17 protein-coding genes and 1 pseudogene are annotated in these 19,181 nt (G+C 42.0%); 3 read left to right on the plus strand and 15 right to left on the minus strand.

Annotated features, from left to right (window positions below):
• Nucleotides 1–8: 8 nt before the first annotated feature.
• From QFZ77_RS27225 to QFZ77_RS27290, 14 genes and pseudogenes are all read right to left on the minus strand, one after another.
• On the minus strand, nt 9–443 hold the full coding sequence (locus QFZ77_RS27225) for a septum formation initiator family protein (RefSeq protein WP_307444256.1): 435 nt from the start codon (nt 441–443) through the stop codon (nt 9–11).
• A gap of 20 nt (nt 444–463) precedes the next feature.
• A pseudogene (gene rsmH / locus QFZ77_RS27230) lies at nt 464–1,415 on the minus strand (16S rRNA (cytosine(1402)-N(4))-methyltransferase RsmH).
• Nucleotides 1,416–1,504: 89 nt separating this feature from the next.
• Entirely contained in the window at nt 1,505–1,942 is a 438-nt protein-coding gene (gene mraZ, locus QFZ77_RS27235; protein ID WP_029196525.1) for a division/cell wall cluster transcriptional repressor MraZ, read from the minus strand.
• Between the two features lie 124 nt (nt 1,943–2,066).
• Complete coding sequence (locus QFZ77_RS27240) at nt 2,067–3,236, minus strand: DUF4349 domain-containing protein (RefSeq protein ID WP_307444258.1); 1,170 nt, start codon at nt 3,234–3,236, stop codon at nt 2,067–2,069.
• Between the two features lie 566 nt (nt 3,237–3,802).
• Nucleotides 3,803–5,065 carry an adenosylhomocysteinase gene (locus tag QFZ77_RS27245; protein WP_047672343.1) on the minus strand — a complete coding sequence of 421 codons (1,263 nt, stop codon included), beginning with the start codon at nt 5,063–5,065 and terminating at the stop codon, nt 3,803–3,805.
• A 12-nt stretch (nt 5,066–5,077) separates the two neighbouring features.
• Nucleotides 5,078–6,712: a bacillithiol biosynthesis cysteine-adding enzyme BshC gene (bshC, locus tag QFZ77_RS27250; RefSeq protein WP_307444261.1), complete on the minus strand. Its 1,635-nt coding sequence runs from the start codon at nt 6,710–6,712 to the stop codon at nt 5,078–5,080.
• A 143-nt stretch (nt 6,713–6,855) separates the two neighbouring features.
• On the minus strand, nt 6,856–7,818 hold the full coding sequence (locus QFZ77_RS27255; protein WP_307444263.1) for an ABC transporter ATP-binding protein: 963 nt from the start codon (nt 7,816–7,818) through the stop codon (nt 6,856–6,858).
• On the minus strand, nt 7,811–8,848 hold the full coding sequence (locus QFZ77_RS27260; protein ID WP_047672340.1) for an ABC transporter ATP-binding protein: 1,038 nt from the start codon (nt 8,846–8,848) through the stop codon (nt 7,811–7,813). Before QFZ77_RS27260 ends, QFZ77_RS27255 begins: the two co-directional genes overlap by 8 nt.
• Before the next feature lie 13 nt (nt 8,849–8,861).
• Nucleotides 8,862–9,794, minus strand: coding sequence for an ABC transporter permease (locus QFZ77_RS27265; protein ID WP_307444264.1), 933 nt, complete (start codon nt 9,792–9,794; stop codon nt 8,862–8,864).
• 3 nt (nt 9,795–9,797) lie between these two features.
• Nucleotides 9,798–10,730, minus strand: coding sequence for an ABC transporter permease (locus QFZ77_RS27270; RefSeq protein WP_307444265.1), 933 nt, complete (start codon nt 10,728–10,730; stop codon nt 9,798–9,800).
• 97 nt (nt 10,731–10,827) lie between these two features.
• Entirely contained in the window at nt 10,828–12,510 is a 1,683-nt protein-coding gene (locus QFZ77_RS27275) for a peptide ABC transporter substrate-binding protein (protein WP_307444266.1), read from the minus strand.
• Nucleotides 12,511–12,926: 416 nt separating this feature from the next.
• The gene (locus tag QFZ77_RS27280; RefSeq protein ID WP_307444267.1) at nt 12,927–13,328 is read right to left on the minus strand and encodes a DUF3397 family protein; all 402 of its coding nucleotides are present in this window, start codon (nt 13,326–13,328) and stop codon (nt 12,927–12,929) included.
• Nucleotides 13,329–13,342: 14 nt separating this feature from the next.
• On the minus strand, nt 13,343–14,290 hold the full coding sequence (locus tag QFZ77_RS27285; RefSeq protein WP_307444268.1) for a ketopantoate reductase family protein: 948 nt from the start codon (nt 14,288–14,290) through the stop codon (nt 13,343–13,345).
• Nucleotides 14,291–14,394: 104 nt separating this feature from the next.
• Nucleotides 14,395–15,048, minus strand: coding sequence for an RsfA family transcriptional regulator (locus QFZ77_RS27290; protein WP_307444271.1), 654 nt, complete (start codon nt 15,046–15,048; stop codon nt 14,395–14,397).
• A 425-nt stretch (nt 15,049–15,473) separates the two neighbouring features.
• On the opposite strand from QFZ77_RS27290, the gene QFZ77_RS27295 reads away from it, so the two are divergent.
• Nucleotides 15,474–15,704 carry a DUF2626 domain-containing protein gene (locus tag QFZ77_RS27295; RefSeq protein ID WP_029196536.1) on the plus strand — a complete coding sequence of 77 codons (231 nt, stop codon included), beginning with the start codon at nt 15,474–15,476 and terminating at the stop codon, nt 15,702–15,704.
• A gap of 64 nt (nt 15,705–15,768) precedes the next feature.
• Here the strand turns inward: QFZ77_RS27295 and QFZ77_RS27300 are convergent, their stop codons facing one another.
• The gene (locus QFZ77_RS27300) at nt 15,769–16,896 is read right to left on the minus strand and encodes a class I SAM-dependent methyltransferase (RefSeq protein ID WP_307444272.1); all 1,128 of its coding nucleotides are present in this window, start codon (nt 16,894–16,896) and stop codon (nt 15,769–15,771) included.
• Nucleotides 16,897–16,985: 89 nt separating this feature from the next.
• Here QFZ77_RS27300 and QFZ77_RS27305 point away from each other — a divergent pair, with 89 nt between their 5' ends.
• Nucleotides 16,986–17,951, plus strand: a complete 966-nt coding sequence (locus QFZ77_RS27305; protein WP_307444273.1) for a hypothetical protein — start codon at nt 16,986–16,988, stop codon at nt 17,949–17,951.
• Nucleotides 17,952–18,052: 101 nt separating this feature from the next.
• Nucleotides 18,053–19,147, plus strand: a complete 1,095-nt coding sequence (locus QFZ77_RS27310) for a coiled-coil domain-containing protein (RefSeq protein ID WP_307444275.1) — start codon at nt 18,053–18,055, stop codon at nt 19,145–19,147.
• The last annotated feature ends 34 nt before the right edge of the window (nt 19,148–19,181 follow it).

Below are 19,181 nucleotides of genomic sequence, written 5' to 3' on the forward strand. Positions count from 1 at the left end.
CCTGCCCATTACGGTTTAGAAGCTACTTTATTATTTTTGCTACTGCTTGTATTTGATTTTGTTTTCTCTGGAGTGACTAAACTTACTTTCTTTTCATCTCCTAAATTAAACCCAAGCCGTACAGCCTCACCCTTCATACGTTCAGGACTTTGCAGTTTCTCTACTTCTTGCTTCAAAGCACTGTTCTGAGCTTGCATCTCACGAATTTCACTTTGCATTTTTAAAATATTGGCATTCATCTGATAAATGGCCGCGTAACGCCAGATAATAACTCCCGCCACAATGACACAAAGAATTACAGTGAATAAATAGAGCATTTTCTCTTGTGTCGGTAACGTTTTATTGCGATAAACAACCTTTGTTGTTTCTCTTATCTTCACTTTAGGTGCTGGGGCCGAACGTTTTGGATTGAGAGCCAAATTGCCTTGAATGTAAGATGGCATATTTTATTTCCTCCCTTGTGTCAAAGCTTTTCAGCGATTCGCAGTTTCGCGGATCTTGCCCTTTGATTGACTTCAAGCTCATGTTCGCTTGGTGAAATAGGTTTTCTTGTTACTAATTTTACAACTCCGGTCTTCTTGCAAACGCAATATGGAAGATCCGAAGGACAGGTACATTTTTCAATGTTTTTCACAAAAAATTGTTTACATATGCGATCTTCCAGTGAGTGGAAAGTAATTACAGCAACTCTGCCTTGTGGGGCAAGGCAACGGAGTGATTGCTCCAGTGCTTCTTCAAAAGCTCCTAACTCATCGTTCACCGCGATACGCAGCGCTTGGAAACTTCGCTTCGCTGGGTGACCGCCGGTCCTTCTCGCTGCAGCGGGAATACCTTCCTTAATCAGCTCCACCAGCTCACCTGTGGTTTCAATGGGTTGTTTGGCCCGAGCTTCCACAATGACGCCCGCAATTCGCCTGGAAAACTTTTCTTCCCCATATTCAAACAAAATTCTCGCAATTTGGTCAGCAGGCCACTCATTGACGATCGTTTTGGCGGTTAATTCCGTAGAACGATCCATCCTCATGTCGAGCTCTGCATCATGGTTGTAGCTGAAACCACGATCCGCATCATCCAGTTGTGGAGATGACACGCCAAGATCGAAAAGAATCCCATCCACCTGCGGCTTGCCCTCACGAAGTGCTCTCGGCTCATTCTGGAGCACCTGCTCCAGCTCTCTGAAATTGCTTTTTACGATTTTTTACGCGATCCAGGTAAGGCGCTAGCACAGTTTGAGCATTAGCTAATGCGACATCATCCTGGTCTAAAGCAATCAGCAAGCCATTTGGACCTAACTTGGATGCAATCAGGGAACTATGCCCTGCTCCTCCCATCGTACAATCCACGTAAACGCCATCCGGCTTTATATGTAAACCTTCAACAGATTCTTCTTTTAGTACCGTCACATGATGAAACACTTGGTGTCCTCCTAAGAGCTTTGCTTTAGCAAAGCTTTCTACGCAAGCATAATCTGAGCTTGCTTTAGCAATGCTTTCTACGTAAGCCTCTATAAATCAAAATTAAAATCGACGAGTTTCTCAGCTATTTCATTGAATGACTGTTCCGATTCATTGGCATAGCTTTCCCAAATTTGCTTGCTCCAAATCTCAACTCGGTTGGAAACACCGATAACCACACAATCCTTTTCAAGTTTGGCATGATCTACAAGGTTACCTGGAATGTTCGCTCTACCTTGTTTATCGAGGTCACACTCCGTTGCACCGGAGAAGAAGAACCGGGTGAAGGCACGCGCATCTGATTTCATTAGCGGCAGTGCTTTGAGCTTCTGCTCGAGTATCGCCCACTCCGATTGCGGATAAACGAATAAGCACTGATCCAGACCGCGGGTGATGACAAATGAGTCGCCGAGGGCTTCGCGAAACTTGGCCGGGATGATCATTCGGCCTTTCTCGTCAATGCTATGTTGATATTCACCCATGAACATAGCATGTCGCCCCCTTTTCCTCCACTTTGTACCACTTTCCACCACATTTGAATCAATATTCGCTAAAAATAAAAGAAATCCTGCTTTGAGAGCAGGATTTTCAAAATTATTTTCAATTTTAGGTCTATTCTGCGTCTTTTGTTCCTTGTTTCTCATCTTCAAGTGCGTTTAAAGAAGCATTTTGATCTTTGAGTTGTAATCGCATCTCTTGCAGTTGTTTATTTCTTTTGCGTCTGAATACCCAGATCGGTACGCCAATCAATAGGCCAATGACGAGAATCGGAAATGCAGCTGCAAGGAAAACGAGAATACCTTGCATTACAGCAACTAGTACATTTAGGCTAGAATTCCATGCTTTTTGAATGCGTTCCTCTAGTGTTAACTTATGAGGATCAGATAACAGCGGCTTATTACCTGTTTGCTGGTACATACGAAGCTCAATCGTCGAGAAAGAGACATTTTGATCCAAGTACCTTATCCGCCCCTTTATCTGTTCAATCGCTTCTTGTACCTTGGATAGCTCGTTTGAAAAAGCAAGCAGCTCATCCGTTTTTGATGCTTTCTCCATAAAGCCCAATAATCTCGTTTCAACCATTTGTTTTGCTTTGAGGCGTGAACTAAGATCCACATACTCCTCTGTCACGTCCTGTCCCTGTACATTCCTTTGGAGCGATGGACTCATCTTCTCTAAGCCATCTAGCAAGGAGACAAATCCATTTGCTGCGACTTTAATTGTATATGTCCCGCCCCGTTCCCCCGTATTCGCATTTTCCGAGAATTGCAGAATGTAAGCCCCACTAAGCGCTACCAGGTCACGGAGGGCTGTCTGAGCTTTGCTGTAGTCCTCTACAGGCATAACCAAGTTAGCACGGTAGATTAACTTACGATTAAATCCTGCTGCTTCATCACTTCCCGTTGCTGGCATGACCGTGATCGGTGCATTTTTCACTTCCGTAGGCGCTATTTCTGCCGCTCCCTCTTTCCCTTTGGATGACGAATCTGCGCTGCTTGCTTTCCCTCCAGCTGCGGCAGCAGGAGCCGCGGACTTAGCGTCAGCCGACTGTGCAGATTCTGCCTTCAAAGCGTCACTAGTCGCAGCCATTTTCATTTCTTTTGATGATGGCGCTGACGACTCATCCTTTGCAGAGCTGCAGCCTGATAGTAAACTAATTACTAACATGCACGTGGCAAGCAGGAAAGAAATTTTCCGACCAAACGTATTCCTCTTAGTTTTGTAATTCTCAATACTGCTTTGCATGAACCTACCGTTCATTTTGCTTTTTAAGACCCCCATCTTGCCATCTCCTCGCTACCAAATATAGGTTATACACCCTATAAACGGGGGTTATGATTGAAAGGTTGCAAGTCGCCAAGTCACTTCAACAAATAATTACCGATAAAAATAAACCTTAATTGAAAGACCAAGAAGATTCCGGCGAGGAAATTTTCAATTTGATGTTTGAGTTTTCAACTATAAATACTAAAAAGAAGCAGCACAAGCTACTCGTTAAAACTTAGCTAAAACTCCGAAATCGACTTCTCAACAACTAAATTACTTACCTTGCAGCGCTTCTCACTCATTTAAGCTCCATTTTCGAGCTTATCTCAGCAGCCACCTAGCGAAAGCTCGGTTTCCGAGCTTATTCGCCCATTCCGTAGCCATTTGCTAATCCCTTGTTCCGTAATCATTACGAAAAAGAAAAAGCCTTCCAGCCCACTCCAAAAGTGGTCTGAAAGGCACTCAAAAGTTCTTGAAGGCTCTTAAAGGCTCTTAAAAGCACTTCAAGGCACTGAAAGCTCTCCTAAGCTATCCAATGCTTATAATAGCTCTTAAAAGCTCTCTCGAAGGCTCCCCAAATCTTAATGCTCCGCCCAGCTATCCAGGTACATCTTCTGCTCTTCTGTCAATGAGTCAATGCTAGTTCCAAGAGATTCCAACTTGAATCGAGCAACTTGTTCATCCAGCACGTAAGGTACATTAACAACAGTTTTGCCTAATTTCTTGTACTCATCATTTACATATTTAAGTGACATAGCTTGAAGCGCAAACGTCATATCCATAATTTCTGCTGGATGACCATCGCCTGCTGCTAGGTTAACCAAACGTCCCTCAGCAAGTATATATACTTTACGACCGTCCGTCAGTTGGTACTCTTCAATATTGCGTCTAACTGTACGCTTGGAAGAAGACATTGCTTCAAGTTCCGGTTTGTTTACTTCAACGTCAAAGTGGCCTGCATTTGACAGAATCGCGCCATCTTTCATGACTTTGTAGTGTTCTCCACGAATCACATCACGGTTACCCGTAACTGTTACGAAGAAATCTCCCAATTTCGCTGCTTCCAGCATTGGCATAACAGCAAAGCCATCCATATAGGCCTCGACACCTTTAATTGCATCAATTTCTGTTACAATTACATTCGCGCCCAAACCTTTAGCACGCATTGCCACTCCTTTACCACACCAGCCATAACCGACAACAACAACTGTTTTACCAGCTACAACCAAGTTAGTTGTACGGTTGATGCCATCCCAAACGGATTGACCCGTTCCATAACGATTATCGAACAAGTATTTACAGAAGGCATCGTTAACAGCGACCATCGGGAATTCAAGCTTGCCTTCTTTCTCCATCGCTTTTAGACGAAGAATACCTGTTGTTGTTTCTTCAGCTCCGCCGCGAACTTGTACAGCCAAATCTTTACGTTCGGAATGAAGAATAGAAACCAAATCGCCACCATCATCAATGATGAGGTCAGGCTTCGTTTCGAGCGCTTTAATCAGCAGCTCTTTGTATTCTTCCGGACTCGGATTGTATTTCGCAAAAACGGTAATACCGTCCTCAACAAGCGCTGCACAAACGTCATCTTGTGTAGATAGCGGATTGCTGCCCGTAATCGTTACTTCAGCTCCACCGGCTTTTACTACTTTGGCTAAATAGGCCGTTTTCGCTTCCAAATGCAAGGAAATAGCTACTTTCAATCCTTTAAAAGGCTGTTCCTTCTCAAATTGCTCGCGAATACGGTTCAAAACAGGCATATGCGCCTGGACCCAATCAATTTTCAAATGACCTTCAGGTGCCAGCGTTATATCAGCAACAATACTCTTTTCTACAGTTGTCATGTTAGTTTCCTCCTATAAATAATAAATACGATGCAAACCGTCCACAGGAATCGGTGTCTCAAGTAAATCTCGGAGCCATTCATTCCCATACCGATTCATATAAGCACACCCATTATACACTCTTTCTTGTGGCTTGGCGAACGGTAATATCGTTAGTCTTATGCGTTCTAATTGTCGCAACGCTGCATCGAATTGCGCGTTATATGCTTCTCCTGCTTTATTACGCAAATATTCGATTTGCTCCAGGATTTTCGCCAAATTCGTTTCTCCCAGCTTTTTAACCCCGGGATTAATCGCGGCAAGAGATTCCACAAGTGGTGCGTAGTTCACACTGAAATCCGATTTTACGGCTTCGAAGCGCTCATTCAATTGCAATGTATCTTGAGCATCCAGCCACTCTTGCTTCTTGTGCTCAAAGCGCTCAAGTACGTCCTCAAATGTAAAGCCATATTTGTTCATTTGCTTCTGAACCGTACCCTCGATCAGAGTAAACTCCATTCGCGGTGCTATGATCGGCATTTTCATTCCAAATTGTTCAAAAGCATGCTTCGTTAGCGACCAGTAAGCAATCTCCCCTGGTCCTAGCACAGTAGCGAGAACAGGGAATAGAAATTCTTGCATTAGAGGCCGCGACATCACGTTGTTGCTCAAATTCTCAGGCGTTGTTAAAGCTAAATCTTGGAGCTGCTGCCTAGTATAACTATAGTGCTTCTTCTTATCTGTAAATATTTCACCTTCACGATGCAAGAGCAGCCGCTGTCCATCTGCAAATACAAACAAATTAGCTCCGTCTTTGCTTACTTCAGCTTGACTCTCATATCCTGCTTGCCGGGCTGCATCCTGACTCTTCTGTAGCGATCCCGAGAATGCTTCATTCTGTAGGATTAGCTTCTCAAACATGGACGCTTCCAAAGCTCGTAGGGAAGGTTCATCGGAATCTATAAGGACAAGCCCGTATTCCCCAAACAGGATGGCCATCCAACGAGCAAAAGCATCGGATAACGTCGCCCCATCTTCTGTTGTTCCCTCCAGCTTAGCGATTAACGAAGCTTTAAACTCTGTATCCATCAAAGATTGATCTAACGCCGTCAAGGCCTCTTTCCATGCATCAGGTTCAATAGGCAGCTTACTGACGGATGTGCGACGCCCTGTCGGATGATCCACCTTGATTTTCTCAATTTGCTGGGCATTCGATAGCGTATACGTATGGTTAACTTCATCAAAATCATGATCCTCACCAGCGATCCAAAAAATCGGCACAACTGGGCGTTGTAATTTCCCACTCCATTCACGTGCCAATTGAACAATGCTAATGGCTTTGTACAAAACAAGCAGTGAACCGCCGAACAACCCGGCTTGCTGGCCACCAACAATGGCAAGTGTATTCTTATCAGCCAACGCTGATATTTGGTCAAATGCAGCCTGTGCATTCCCTATTCTCTCATTGTATTCGCGCAAAACTTGCACCATGCGCCCTCGATCAACTTGAGGTGAAGTCTTTGTTTCGTCTAACCATAGCACTCGGGACTGCCAGTCTTCCAAGTTTCCGAAGTGGTAAGGAAATAAAGCTTTAGCTTTATCCGTTTGAGCTATGTAATCTTCCGCTAACTTCTGATTTTTCTTCCAATGAAAAGTTTCCATTTGCATACGCGACTAGTGTCTCCTCTTCATACCAAATAAACCGACTATCCTTTGATTGTACACGTAAGGTCAGCAATCGTCAAAACTGTATTTTTAATAATTACAATTGAACATTAAAAAGCCGCCCCCTGCGGGACGGCTCGACAATCTTAATACAAATGACAAGCTACGAAGTGATTTGGTTCCACTTCTTTGGATGGCGGCATCGATACCGCACACTGCGGCATTGCTTGCGGACAGCGCGTACGGAACGGACATCCACTAGGCGGATTAAGCGGGCTTGGTACATCACCTTGTAAGATGATGCGCTCACGCGTACGCTCAATTTCCGGATCTGGGATCGGAATTGCAGAAAGCAGTGATTGTGTGTAAGGATGAAGCGGCTTCGCGTAAAGAGCATCTGACGTTGTCACCTCAACGAGGTTACCAAGGTACATAACACCGATACGATCGGAAATATGCTTAACCATCGCCAAATCATGCGCAATAAATAGGTAAGTCAAGCCCATTTCCTTCTGTAATCTCTTGAACAGGTTAACAACCTGAGCCTGTACGGAAACGTCCAGTGCTGAGATCGGCTCATCCGCAATAATGAATTTCGGCTCAATCGCAAGCGCACGGGCAATCCCGATACGTTGACGCTGACCACCGGAAAACTCATGCGGGAAACGGTTAGCATGCTCATCGTTCAAACCAACGGCACGAAGCAATTCCATCACGCGTTCTTTACGTTTAGCGCCTTTGTACAAACCATGAATATCAATACCTTCAGCAATGATATTTCCAACCGTCATACGAGGGTTCAAAGAAGCGTAAGGATCTTGGAATACCATTTGCATATTCCGATTAAAGTCTTTCAGCTTCTTCCCCTTCAACTTATGAACATCTTCACCGTCGAAAATAACTTCGCCTTCCGTTGCATCATAAAGCTTAATAATCGTTCTACCCGCTGTCGATTTCCCACATCCGGATTCCCCTACGAGACCAAATGTTTCACCGCGGTTAATTTCTATGGAGAAATTGTCAACAGCTTTCAAAATTTTACCGTTGCCAAGATTAAAATGCTTCTTCATATTACGAATTTGCAAGATAGGTTGATTAGATTTAGACATGTTGATGACCTCCCACTCCTACAGGACGTTCAACCTTCGGTGCATCTGGGTGCAACAGCCAGCAAGCGGCACTGTGTGTCTCAGAAAGCGACGTATGCTCTGGATCTTCTTCCAAACAATGATTCATAGCATATGGACATCTGGCTGCAAAAGCACACCCTTTTGGAGGTGCGAACAGATCTGGTGGCGTACCTGGAATAGGTACAAGCTCTTCATTACTATTCGTATCCAAACGCGGCACCGAACGAAGCAAGCCCCATGTATATGGATGCTGCGGCTCGTAGAAAATTTCATCTACTGTACCTTGCTCAATAATTTTCCCAGCGTACATAACGACAACACGTTGAGCCATATCAGCTACGACACCAAGGTCATGCGTAATTAAGATAATAGATGAGTCCGTTTTAACAGAAATCGTCTTCATCAAATCAATAATTTGCGCTTGAATCGTTACGTCAAGAGCCGTTGTTGGCTCATCTGCGATAAGCAGTTTTGGCGAGCAAGCAAGTGCGATAGCAATCATAACACGCTGACGCATACCACCGGAGAGCTCATGCGGATATTGATGAATACGGCCCTCTGGAGAGTTAATGCCTACAAGCTTAAGAATTTCAATAGCCTTCTCTGTTGCAGCCTTTTTGTTTAAACCTTCATGTTTGATCAAACCTTCTGTGATTTGATCGCCGACTTTCATCGTCGGATTCAAAGAAGTCATTGGATCCTGGAAAATCATACCCATTTCGGATCCACGAATTTTCTCCATTTGTCTGTTGGAAAGCTTGGTAATATCCAATTTCCCGTCAAACATGATAGAACCGCTTTTTATATAGCTAGGCGGAGTAGGAATTAAACGCATGAGCGTTTGTGCCGTTACGGACTTACCGCAGCCGGATTCACCTACAATCGCCAACACTTCACCTTTTTTCAAAGAAAAAGATACGCCGCGAACAGCTTGAACTTCCCCCGCATATGTCCGGAAAGAAACTCTCAAATCTTTTACTTCTAGTAAATTGTTATTGGTGCTCATCATTATTCACCCCTTCTTACTTGCGCATTTTTGGATCAAGCGCATCACGAAGCCCGTCGCCGAGTAAATTGAAGCTTAATAGAATCAAGCTGAAAATAATCGTCGGGAAAATAAGGCGATGCGGATATAACCGGATATAATTGGCGCCGTCAGATAGCAAGTTACCCAGCGATGCGAGCGGCGGTTTAACACCAAGACCAATAAAGCTAAGGAACGCTTCCGTAAAGATAGCAGCTGGAACAACAAAGGTAATTTGCACAATGATGATACCTAACGCATTAGGAATCAAACTGCGCATAATAATTCTCATTGGAGATGCACCAAGTGTACGAGATGCAAGTACAAACTCTTGCTCTTTCAACGTTAACATTTGACCGCGTACCAAACGTGCCATTGGAACCCAACCCGTTATGGCCATGGCCAAAATAATAGATGGAATACCTGAACCAATAACCATAATGAGTAGAATGGCGATTAACAAGAAAGGAATCGCATATACGATTTCAATCGTACGCTGCATCACTTCATCGACTTTCCCGCCATAGTAAGCAGAAATACCGCCATAAATAACACCAATAACCAAATCAATTATAGCTGCGATAATCCCAATGAATAATGAGATACGTGTCCCCCACCATACACGGGTCCATACATCGCGGCCGAAGTCGTCTGTACCGAACCAGTGGTCACCACTTGGAGCCACATTTTTCGCTTTTAAGTTTTGCGTCTGATAATCGTAGCTTGAAACAAAAGGTACAATAATCGCAAATACGATCAAAGCAACCAATATAATTAAGCCAGCCATAGCCAGTCTATTTTTCTTAAGTCGTCTCCAAGCGTCCTGCCAATAATTGAGCGAAGGTCTAACAATTTTTTCGCCAGTTAAAGATTTATTTGAAACGGGAGCAAACTTGTAGTTATTCTCTGTTGATTGATTCGGAGTTTGCATTGTTTATTTCCCGCCTTTCCCAAGACGAATTCTAGGGTCTACAAAGCCATACACTACGTCTGTAATAAATATTACTAAGATAAGAATACTTGAGTAGAAAATGGTTAATCCAGAAATCATTGTGTAGTCATTGGAATAAACCGATGTTACAAAGTGTTTACCCAAACCTGGCACAGAGAAAATTTGTTCAACAACTAGCGTTCCTGTGATGACGTTTACAAATATTGGACCTATTATTGTGATAACTGGTAAAATAGCATTTCTTATCGTGTGCTTAACAACAACTGTAAAATTGGTTAAACCTTTGGATTTGGCTGTCTTAATGTAATCTTGATTCAGAACGTCCAACATGGAAGTTCGCATCAAACGTGCCAAGATTGCAATAGTTCCGAATGAGAGCGCAAGTGATGGTAAAATACGATAACTTGGACCTTTCCATAATCCTGCAGGAAGAATGCCCCATTTAACACCGATATAATAAGAAAGCAATGGACCAAGAACAAATGATGGGATAGATACACCCAGAATCGCAATAAACATTGCCGTATAATCGCCTGCTTTATTATGCTTCAAAGAGGCAATGATCCCTAAAGTAAGACCTGCAATAATAGCAATAGCGATGGAAATCAACCCAAGTTCTAGTGAAGAAGGAAATGCTTGTTTGATAATATCAGTAACTTTGTGAGCAGGGAATTGATAGGAAGCTCCTAGATCGCCATGGATGATATTGTTCATGAAAGTCAGGTACTGTTCCCATAATGGCTTATCTAAACCGTATTGCTTCATCAGCATCTCTTTCGTCGCTTTAGGAATCCGTTCAGAACCTTCTCCAAGTGGATTACCTGGTAAGTTTTTCATCAATACGAATGTAAATGATGCAATTAGCCATAACGTAATAAGCGCATATAAGAAACGGCGAAGAATGAACTTAACCATATTGCTCCTCCTTTATTAAAATGAACTGCTTAGAAATTTAGAAGAGGCCGCTCCCACGAGGTGCGAACGGCCCCTTCTTGTAAATATGAAGTATAGATTACTTAATAGTAACCCATTTCAGTTCCCATTCTTGACCAAATGAAGGAAGAATCAAACCGTTAACTGCAGGCTTTTTCAAGTAAGCACGAGTACGGAAGTAAAGTGGTGCTACACCTTGATCATCCATGAGGATTTTCTCAGCTTCAATCATTGCTTTCGCACGTTTGGAAGGATCAACTTCTGCTTGAGCTTGCTTAATTAGCGTATCATATTGCGGGTTGCTGTAGTCGCCTTCATCAAACTCTCCGCCAGTTACCCACATATCCAAGAATGTCATTGGATCGTTGTAATCCGCGCCCCATAGGGAAAGAGCGATTTCGAAGTCATGTTTGGAGGACAACTCGATACGCAATGCATGCGGAACTGGGTTCGCTTCTGCTTCGTATCCAAGATTTTGTTTCCATTGTGCAAGGATGAACTCAAGTGATTTTTTCGCAGTTTCTGTATCATCCGCGTTCACTTTCATTTTTGGAAGAGCTGTTAAACCAGCTTCTTTCAAACCTTCAGCAAGCAATTGTTTTGCTTTAGCTGCATCGAACTTAGGTTGAGTTTCGCCAGCAGATTTACGGAAGTCGCCGCCTGCACCGTCAGAAGTACCGCCAGGCACTAAACCTGTGGATGATACGGAACCGTTAGCAAGAACTGTATCTACGTAAGCTTGACGATCGATTGCCATACCTAAAGCTTGACGGATTTTCTTGTTAGCTAAGGCAGGAACTTTTTTCGTTTGGTACATCAGGTAGGAGTTAGTCAACTCAGGTTTTGGCAAGTTGTCTGGTTTACCTGCATATAGTTTAAGTTGATCGCGATTGATTTCAGCCAAATCAGCTGCATCTGTTTCATATAGGTTGAGTCCTGTATTTGTATCTTTTACGATATTGACAGTTGCTTTCGTAAGCTTAACGTTAGCAGCATCCCAATATTTATCGTTTTTAACAAGTTCAAGTGTTTGGCCATGATCCCATTTGCTTAAAATAAATGGACCTGCACCAATGACTTTATCAGCTTCTGCTCCATATTTATCACCAGCTTTTGTAACGAAATCTTCTCTTTGTGGCAAGAAAGTTCCGAACGCAAGCATTTGTGTAAAGAAGGTAACTGGTTTCTCAAGTTTAATTTCAAGTTGTTTGTCGCTAATTGCTTTTACGCCAAGTGCATCTTGAGCTTTTTTAACATCTTCAGGTGTTTTTGCTTTCGTTACAGCTTCTCCACCTTTTATCCAAGCTACTACGAAGCTATATTGTCCTTTTGTTGCTGGATCTAAAGTACGTTTGAAAGAATAAACGAAGTCTTGTGCTTTTACTGGTTGACCATCTGACCAGTTCGCATTGTCGCGAATGTCGATTGTGTAAGTTAGACCATCAGCTGAAATTTTAGGGAAATCTTTTGCAAGTCCAGGAGTCGCTTTGCCGTCTTTGTCAGTACGAAAAAGACCTTCGTTAAATGCGCTAATGAATGTGAAAGCAGCATTTGCTGTTGCTTTGGAGCTATCCATAACAGGTGGCTCTGCAGTAAAGTTGATTTTAATTTCTTGCGGTTTGTTAGATGCCGCAGGAGCTGCTGTACCTTTAGTATCCCCAGTTGGAGATGCAGATGGTTCCTCTTTTTTGGCACAACCAATTGCCACACTACCCATAAGCGTTAATGCTACTGCTGTAGAAACCCATTTCGTCGCTTTCATAAAACTCCTCCTTTAAAATATGTATCTAAACATCTATGGTTAGGTGTTTTGATAGTTTTACTAACACAAACCTCACACCTTAAACCCTAAAACAAATGAAACAGCTTTACGCATGTCAGTATATCTGACTCGAACCTCTGGTAAAAAAATTTACTAGACTCTACGCAAGGAATTATAACATATAACTATGCTTTGTCCAGAACAAATTTTCCTTTTCATTCATTCCGATAAAATTTTAATTCACCTTTGTTAAAATAATATGAAGAAAAAGGTCCTTTACGGTTTCTAATTATACAACCATCGGTCAATAAAATCTAGACGGATTTCATTGTTATTTTCTACAATTCTTAAATAAATATTACAAACACACGCTAACAATTGATTTATTCACATTATTTCCACAAAATTGATCTATACTAGGTCAAAAATATATAATTTTTCCCGATATGCAGGAAAAATAGCAGGATATAAAGTGCTGATAGACCCAGAAAACTAAGCCTCCATACTACCCTGCTAACCTTTAATAATTCGGTTTTTCCTTTCATATGCGTCTGATAACCACCAATGATCCCAAAAGCGATGAGCAGCACGAGCGCAATGAGCCAGAAACCAAAATTCGTATGAAATAATTGATTCCACATCAAAGAAACAGAGCCAAACAGAAATAACGTCGTCATATCCATGGTAAGTCTTGTTGTCATCTTCTTATCTCTAAGAAAAACAAAAACTAGAAACCACAAAAAGATAAACGTAATAAACGGTGCCACTGCTAAGACCGCATATATCGTAGATATCCAACTGGCTAGCACATTCATCATTAAGAATCACCTACTTATTCTAAGGCTTTCACTAAGTGGTACACGGTTTGGTGAGTCGGAATCTCAAGATTTAAGTCTTTTGCCATTTTTACTAGGCTTCCATTAATATAATCAATCTCGGTACGTCGAGACTGTTCAATATCCTGAAGCATAGATGAATGATTTAAGCTTGTGGCTTCACAGACGCTAAGTATCGTGTCCCATAGCTCATCAGGTAGTAAAATCCCCTTGGTAGCCGCCACCCTACGAGTTTCTTGATAAAGGTCATTCATGAGTGAGCGCGCCCAGGGTGAAAGCAGCAGATCTCCGTTCTTTACACGTAAAATTGCTGTAAGCGGATTAATTACTGCATTTATCGTCAGCTTGCTCCAAATCCTTACATCCATGTTCTTCGACATCACTGTATGAAATCCTGCCTTCTCAAGCATCTCAACTAACAAAATATGTGTTGAATTTACAGAATGATCCGAATCTTCCGTTGTTCCTATATAACTGACACCCTGTCCTGTGTGAGTAACCCTCGTTAAGCCCTCGCGCTTAGCCCCTTCCGTCGTAACAGCGAGCAGCAAGCGATCCCGCCCGAGATCTTCACCTAACCTCACTTCGTGTCCTATTCCGTTCTGGAAACTTATTAAGTAGGTGTCTTTAGACATTTGAGACTTCAAATTGTTTATTAGTTCTTGTGAAATAGCAGGCTGTTTGACCATGAGAAATATGTAATCAAAATGATATAAAGACGATTTAGCTGTTTCTGCTCCTTCTATATAGTAGCGAAAATCTATAGTCCCACTACGAGTAGTCCTAATTGCCTCTGCAGTTCCATCCAACTCGATTCCCTTCTGAGCTAGCATATCTGCTTGTTCTATGGTTCTTGCAATGATTGTCATATGTTCACAAAAAGCAGACAACTTGGCAGCGAATAACAGCCCTAAGGAGCCTGCACCAATAATCATAATGCGCATCACATGTCCCCCTTTACATACAATTCCCATTATACAACAAAAAAGCCCCAGTCCAAGGGCTCTCCTTGTTCTGAAGCTTCTATATGTAAGGGCGGATTGGCAACTTAATCTACTCTTTCTAGGTTACCATTCGCATCCATCTTGAACCGCGGCTTCTCTTCTTCCTCTTCTTCAACAAGGAAGGCCATTTTCCTAGCACGATCCATAATTTGAATCAATGCTTTATAATCATCATTCACAATACGGTAATCAGTCTCAACTTCATTAACTTGCTTATTCAGCTTGTTGTTTTCTCTGCCAAGTCTATCTAGTTCGTCCTCTTTGTCTTGCAGCTCTTTTTCCAAATTTTTAATATGACGATTCATATCTTGGTACGTATTTCTCCATTGTCTCAGAAAACGGATCACAGCATCAATCGATAATGTTTCTTCCGTGAATGTCTCTACTTTGCCCGTAGACAACTCAGGTCCATCCAGCAGTCCAATGGCAGAAGAACCGGAAATCGAGACGGCCGCATGCTTTTTGAGCTGCGTTCTTTTCTGGCGCTGCGCTTTGGCAATCTGAATTGCCGCTTCATATTTTTTCCTTACAAAACTATTCCATCGGAATCCACATGCTGCTGCTGTACGCCCAATGCGCTCTCCAACCTCTTCGAATGCAGATAATTGTGTACTTCCCTCTCGTATGTGACGCAGTGTCACTTCCGCTAAGATTAAGTCGTCTTCATCGCTCCAAGCATCTTGCCTAATTGCTGACATATGGTCAAACCTCCTAACATAATATAGGGATCTTTGGCGTAGGCAAAGTCTCTCCTTTTTGGGATCTTTGGTCCGTAGATCAAAGTCTCTCCTTTTTGGGATCTTTGGGTCCTTGATCAAAGACTCACCTATTGGGGATGCATCATAATAAAGAATCAATTCGTAGAGAGCAGGGATAAATTGATTCGTGCCATTATTATTATTTCTATGCCCGTACTAGAGTTCATAGAATCTATTTGATACTAAATGGTATTGCCAAATTTTTTGTCACTCATACATGGGATCCCGATAAAAAGACATACTACTACTATCTGATGAAATGTTTTCAATTTCGTCACCGTTTGACGGTTTACACCGCTCATTTCAAACGGTATAATGTGTTGTAGTTAAAGTGCAACGTGGTATGAGAGGGGGATGTTACGAGAATGGATCGCATGTTTCGGGTTCTAGGTTTTTGGACACTTGTTATCGCACTAATGAGCTTAGCTGGCGATATGATACCTATGTCTCTGATTTTCTTTTTTCAAACTGCCGTATTCGTCATTCTAGGCTATATGCGCTTGTCAGAACGAACTTACATATTGTTGTTCTGGGGATATATGATTATTTCCTTCAGCGGATTTACGTATTGGTCATTTTTCAAAATGTCTGTCTAATACCCACAACAATAACAACAAGCAAAAAGGTGAACCGACTGTTACTCAGCGGCTCACCTTTTTTTCATAGAGAATGCTTACTTGCGATGAATACTTTGAATAGCTCACTCATTTGATCACTTAGCAGTAATTGCCTAATTGAGCGGTTCCGCTTAGACACTTCACTGAAAGGGTTCGGATCATAATGATTTTGAAGCCTTTGCAGGATCCCTTGCTCCACCAGAAACTCCCTTTGCGTCTGAAGTTTGCAGTGAGTAAAGCCACTTCGCCTTGCAGCTAATTCACAAGAAGTAAAGTTAACGTGTGATGTCATATCCTGCTCACCCTGGTGGATGAATGGGTCATCCTGAGCTTGGTGTTTGCGATAGCACATTAATGTTCCATTATAACGGTGATGAGCGAATAGTTCTTCTGCTGTATCGCCATAATCAATGATCATGCAGCTCCCGCTTCGGATCCGTTCAGCTACACGCGAGACCCAACTCTCAGCTTCAAGGTTTATCTCCCCTATTTGACCATCCAACCATTGAACTTTGGAACGTTCTAGGAAGTCTAATATACGTCGGGAGCTTATAGGACGCCAAATTTCTTGAAAAATTTGTTCCTCCTCTTGCCATTTTACAAAGGACTCTTGGAAAAGCGAATCTTTATAGCGAATTCGGTGGATTGGGAAAGCATCCAATAGCTCATTGGCAAAAACATATACCTGATCTTGCGGCGTTTGAGCCAACCATTCTGTTTCACTTGCGAATTGAATAACTTTGATGTGTTCTTCAAGCAGTGTTCGCTGCTGCTGAAGATGATAACCACTAGATTCAATAATTGTATAGGTTAAACGAGCATAAATGGCGGGTTCAGTTCGCTTTATTTCGCCCATGATGTGAAGAGCCATTCGCCCGTTCCCCCCTCCCCATTCAACAATATGAACGGGTTCTGTATGAGGGCTTTCATTATGCTGCTGCGTACAAATAAATGATGCCACCATTTCCCCCATTATTGAACCAATAGAGGAACTTGTATAGAAATCTCCTTGTTTACCAATTTTCGGCCTCTCATTTCGATAATAGCCATACGGTTCGCTATATAGACAAATTTCCATATAGTCTCTGAATGTGATGGCTTGAAATTCTGCTGACTGAATGGCCTTTTTTAAGGCGGTTACAACACTTGGGTATCCGAGCTGATGATTCAATGAAGAACCCTCCAATTCTTTACTTAAAGACAAAACATAAGGAAACCATTATAATGAAGAAGGATTTATGGAAGGAGAGATAGAAAAGCATGTCAAAGAAGTGGATTACCTTAACTACGGTAACGGCGATCAGCCTAATATCGCTGACAGCTTGTACAGACAACACGAAGGTCAAAGAAGCACTCGAACAATCACTAAATAAACAAAAAGAAATGAAATCTTACACCTTCGATGGGAGCACAACATTAGCCATAAGCGATGGATTGATGAAATCCTCCAACCCTTTAACTAACGGGCTGTTATCTTTGGTCAGAGAAAGCACAATCGATTGGAAGGGCATTAGCAATGTGGAGCCTCTCCAGTTCCAGACAGATTTGAAAATAACGCCTAAGGGCTCTACATCGCCTTTTGAGATTCCAATTCTCATTAAAGATAGCAAATTGTATTTTAATATGCCAGCACTAAATAAAACAGCTGACGAGTACTATGCAATCGATTTACAAAAAATGAGCCAGAACAGTACCAGTCCCTTAACCGTAGACAGTTTGAAAAATACTTCTCAATTGTCAACCACACTAGGTAATCTTATTTTCAGCGGGATTGACCCAAAATGGTATAAAGAAGCCAAGGAACCGGTTAAGCTGAAAGACGGATCTTCTGCCAAATCCATCAGCGTTGAACTTACTAGTAAAAATGAAAAAGAATTGAATACGCTGCTGCAAACAAAGCTTCCAGAGTTTATTGGGTACTTACAAAACAATGGATTCCTTACCGCCGATAAAGCCGAACAGCTCAAAAAAAATCAAGCAAACCTCTTGCAGCTCAAAGCTCCGGGTAAAATGGTTGTCGCCATTGATGACACTGGCTTTATTCGTGACCAGACGATTGATGTTGGCTTCACCATAACAATGGACGGCAAAGCGCAGGATAACCATATCCTTCTTCACCAAACCTACGACGCTATCAATCAAGCTTCTCCTTTAACGAAAGAAATACCGAAAAACGTTAAAAGCTTCGATGAAATCCTTAAATTAATTACGCCGGCAAAAAAATAGGTAAAAGGCAAAATACTTATCTCTTCCCCAGAGGTAAGTATTTTTTTGTGCTTCATTTAATAGAAATATGATAATCTGTTCTTAGGGGGAGAATTCGTTCAATGACATATAAATTCGTAGCTATGATGTTGTCCATTCTATTGCTCACTCAAGTAACACTACCACTTCATACAATATCAGCCGAAGAAAAGACCCCTACACAAGACGAAGCCAAGGATCTCGTCCAAAAAGGGCTTACCATTTTCGAAATTGACAAAGAAGTGGGCCGATTAAATGAACAAGATGCAAGCATCGTTACCCAAATCAAACAAAATGAACAAGATATCATCAAGCAGAACAGCAATGTTGAAAACACCCGTAAACATGCCGGAAAAGTGTTGAGAGCTTATTATACAGGAGATCGAGATTCGATCTGGATGCTGCTGTTTACCGTTAGTTCCTTTACGGATGCATTGCGAATGTTCGAGTATCTGCAAATGATTATTAGTAATGATCATCGCGCTTTATCAGCTTTCACCGAATCGTTTAAGAAATTGAAAAGCCTGCGAACCGAACTTGATTCTTCTCGTGTCGAGCTCCAGAAAACGAAGGAGAAATTCCTCACACAGCGTGAGAGACTCGTAAAGCTTCAAGAAGAGCTGGACAAACAACTAGCCGTCAGTGCACAAGCACAAGTCATAGAAGCCCAAATAAAAAGCTTAAATGACCAATGGAAACAAGAAGGCATCCCTTTATTCCGCGAGTACTTGAATAGTTTATCATCGGCTTTCAGAGAGCTGCCACAGTATGTAACGACAGAAAATAAATTCATGGACTTATCTTCCATCAAAAATCCGGTCATAACGATTAGTGATACGGATTTCAATGCTTATCTTCATTCAAAAAATGAACTTTTACAGAATTTGAATTTTGAATTTGCCGATGGGTCGATCATTGCAAAAGGTAAAAAAGATCAGGTACAAATCGTGTTGGAAGGAATGTTTTTGTTGAAGGAACATCCCGATATGAATGAAGTCCGCTTTGTTGTGGATAAACTTGAATTCAATGGCTTCCAACTGCCTGATACCACAATTGAAGACTTTATGAAAGAATTCCAACTTGGCTTCATCCCGAAAAAAATTGTCAATTATCTCGATGTCGTTAGTGTAGAGACGAAGAATGGCATCGCAGTTGTAAAACTCAAATTATCCCTGTAAAGTAGCAGAGGATAATGAAGTAAAGTGAGGACTA

The organism is Paenibacillus sp. V4I3 (assembly GCF_030817215.1).
Taxonomy (GTDB): Bacteria; Bacillota; Bacilli; order Paenibacillales; family NBRC-103111; genus Paenibacillus_E.

Coding starts and splice junctions, on each gene's coding strand:
- QFZ77_RS27225 (WP_307444256.1), bottom strand. CDS start 443: ATGCCATCTTACATTCAAGGCAATTTGGCTCTCAATCCAAAACGTTCG.
- mraZ (WP_029196525.1), bottom strand. CDS start 1,942: ATGTTCATGGGTGAATATCAACATAGCATTGACGAGAAAGGCCGAATG.
- QFZ77_RS27240 (WP_307444258.1), bottom strand. CDS start 3,236: ATGGGGGTCTTAAAAAGCAAAATGAACGGTAGGTTCATGCAAAGCAGT.
- QFZ77_RS27245 (WP_047672343.1), bottom strand. CDS start 5,065: ATGACAACTGTAGAAAAGAGTATTGTTGCTGATATAACGCTGGCACCT.
- bshC (WP_307444261.1), bottom strand. CDS start 6,712: ATGCAAATGGAAACTTTTCATTGGAAGAAAAATCAGAAGTTAGCGGAA.
- QFZ77_RS27255 (WP_307444263.1), bottom strand. CDS start 7,818: ATGTCTAAATCTAATCAACCTATCTTGCAAATTCGTAATATGAAGAAG.
- QFZ77_RS27260 (WP_047672340.1), bottom strand. CDS start 8,848: ATGATGAGCACCAATAACAATTTACTAGAAGTAAAAGATTTGAGAGTT.
- QFZ77_RS27265 (WP_307444264.1), bottom strand. CDS start 9,794: ATGCAAACTCCGAATCAATCAACAGAGAATAACTACAAGTTTGCTCCC.
- QFZ77_RS27270 (WP_307444265.1), bottom strand. CDS start 10,730: ATGGTTAAGTTCATTCTTCGCCGTTTCTTATATGCGCTTATTACGTTA.
- QFZ77_RS27275 (WP_307444266.1), bottom strand. CDS start 12,510: ATGAAAGCGACGAAATGGGTTTCTACAGCAGTAGCATTAACGCTTATG.
- QFZ77_RS27280 (WP_307444267.1), bottom strand. CDS start 13,328: ATGATGAATGTGCTAGCCAGTTGGATATCTACGATATATGCGGTCTTA.
- QFZ77_RS27285 (WP_307444268.1), bottom strand. CDS start 14,290: ATGCGCATTATGATTATTGGTGCAGGCTCCTTAGGGCTGTTATTCGCT.
- QFZ77_RS27290 (WP_307444271.1), bottom strand. CDS start 15,048: ATGTCAGCAATTAGGCAAGATGCTTGGAGCGATGAAGACGACTTAATC.
- QFZ77_RS27295 (WP_029196536.1), top strand. CDS start 15,474: ATGGATCGCATGTTTCGGGTTCTAGGTTTTTGGACACTTGTTATCGCA.
- QFZ77_RS27305 (WP_307444273.1), top strand. CDS start 16,986: ATGTCAAAGAAGTGGATTACCTTAACTACGGTAACGGCGATCAGCCTA.
- QFZ77_RS27310 (WP_307444275.1), top strand. CDS start 18,053: ATGACATATAAATTCGTAGCTATGATGTTGTCCATTCTATTGCTCACT.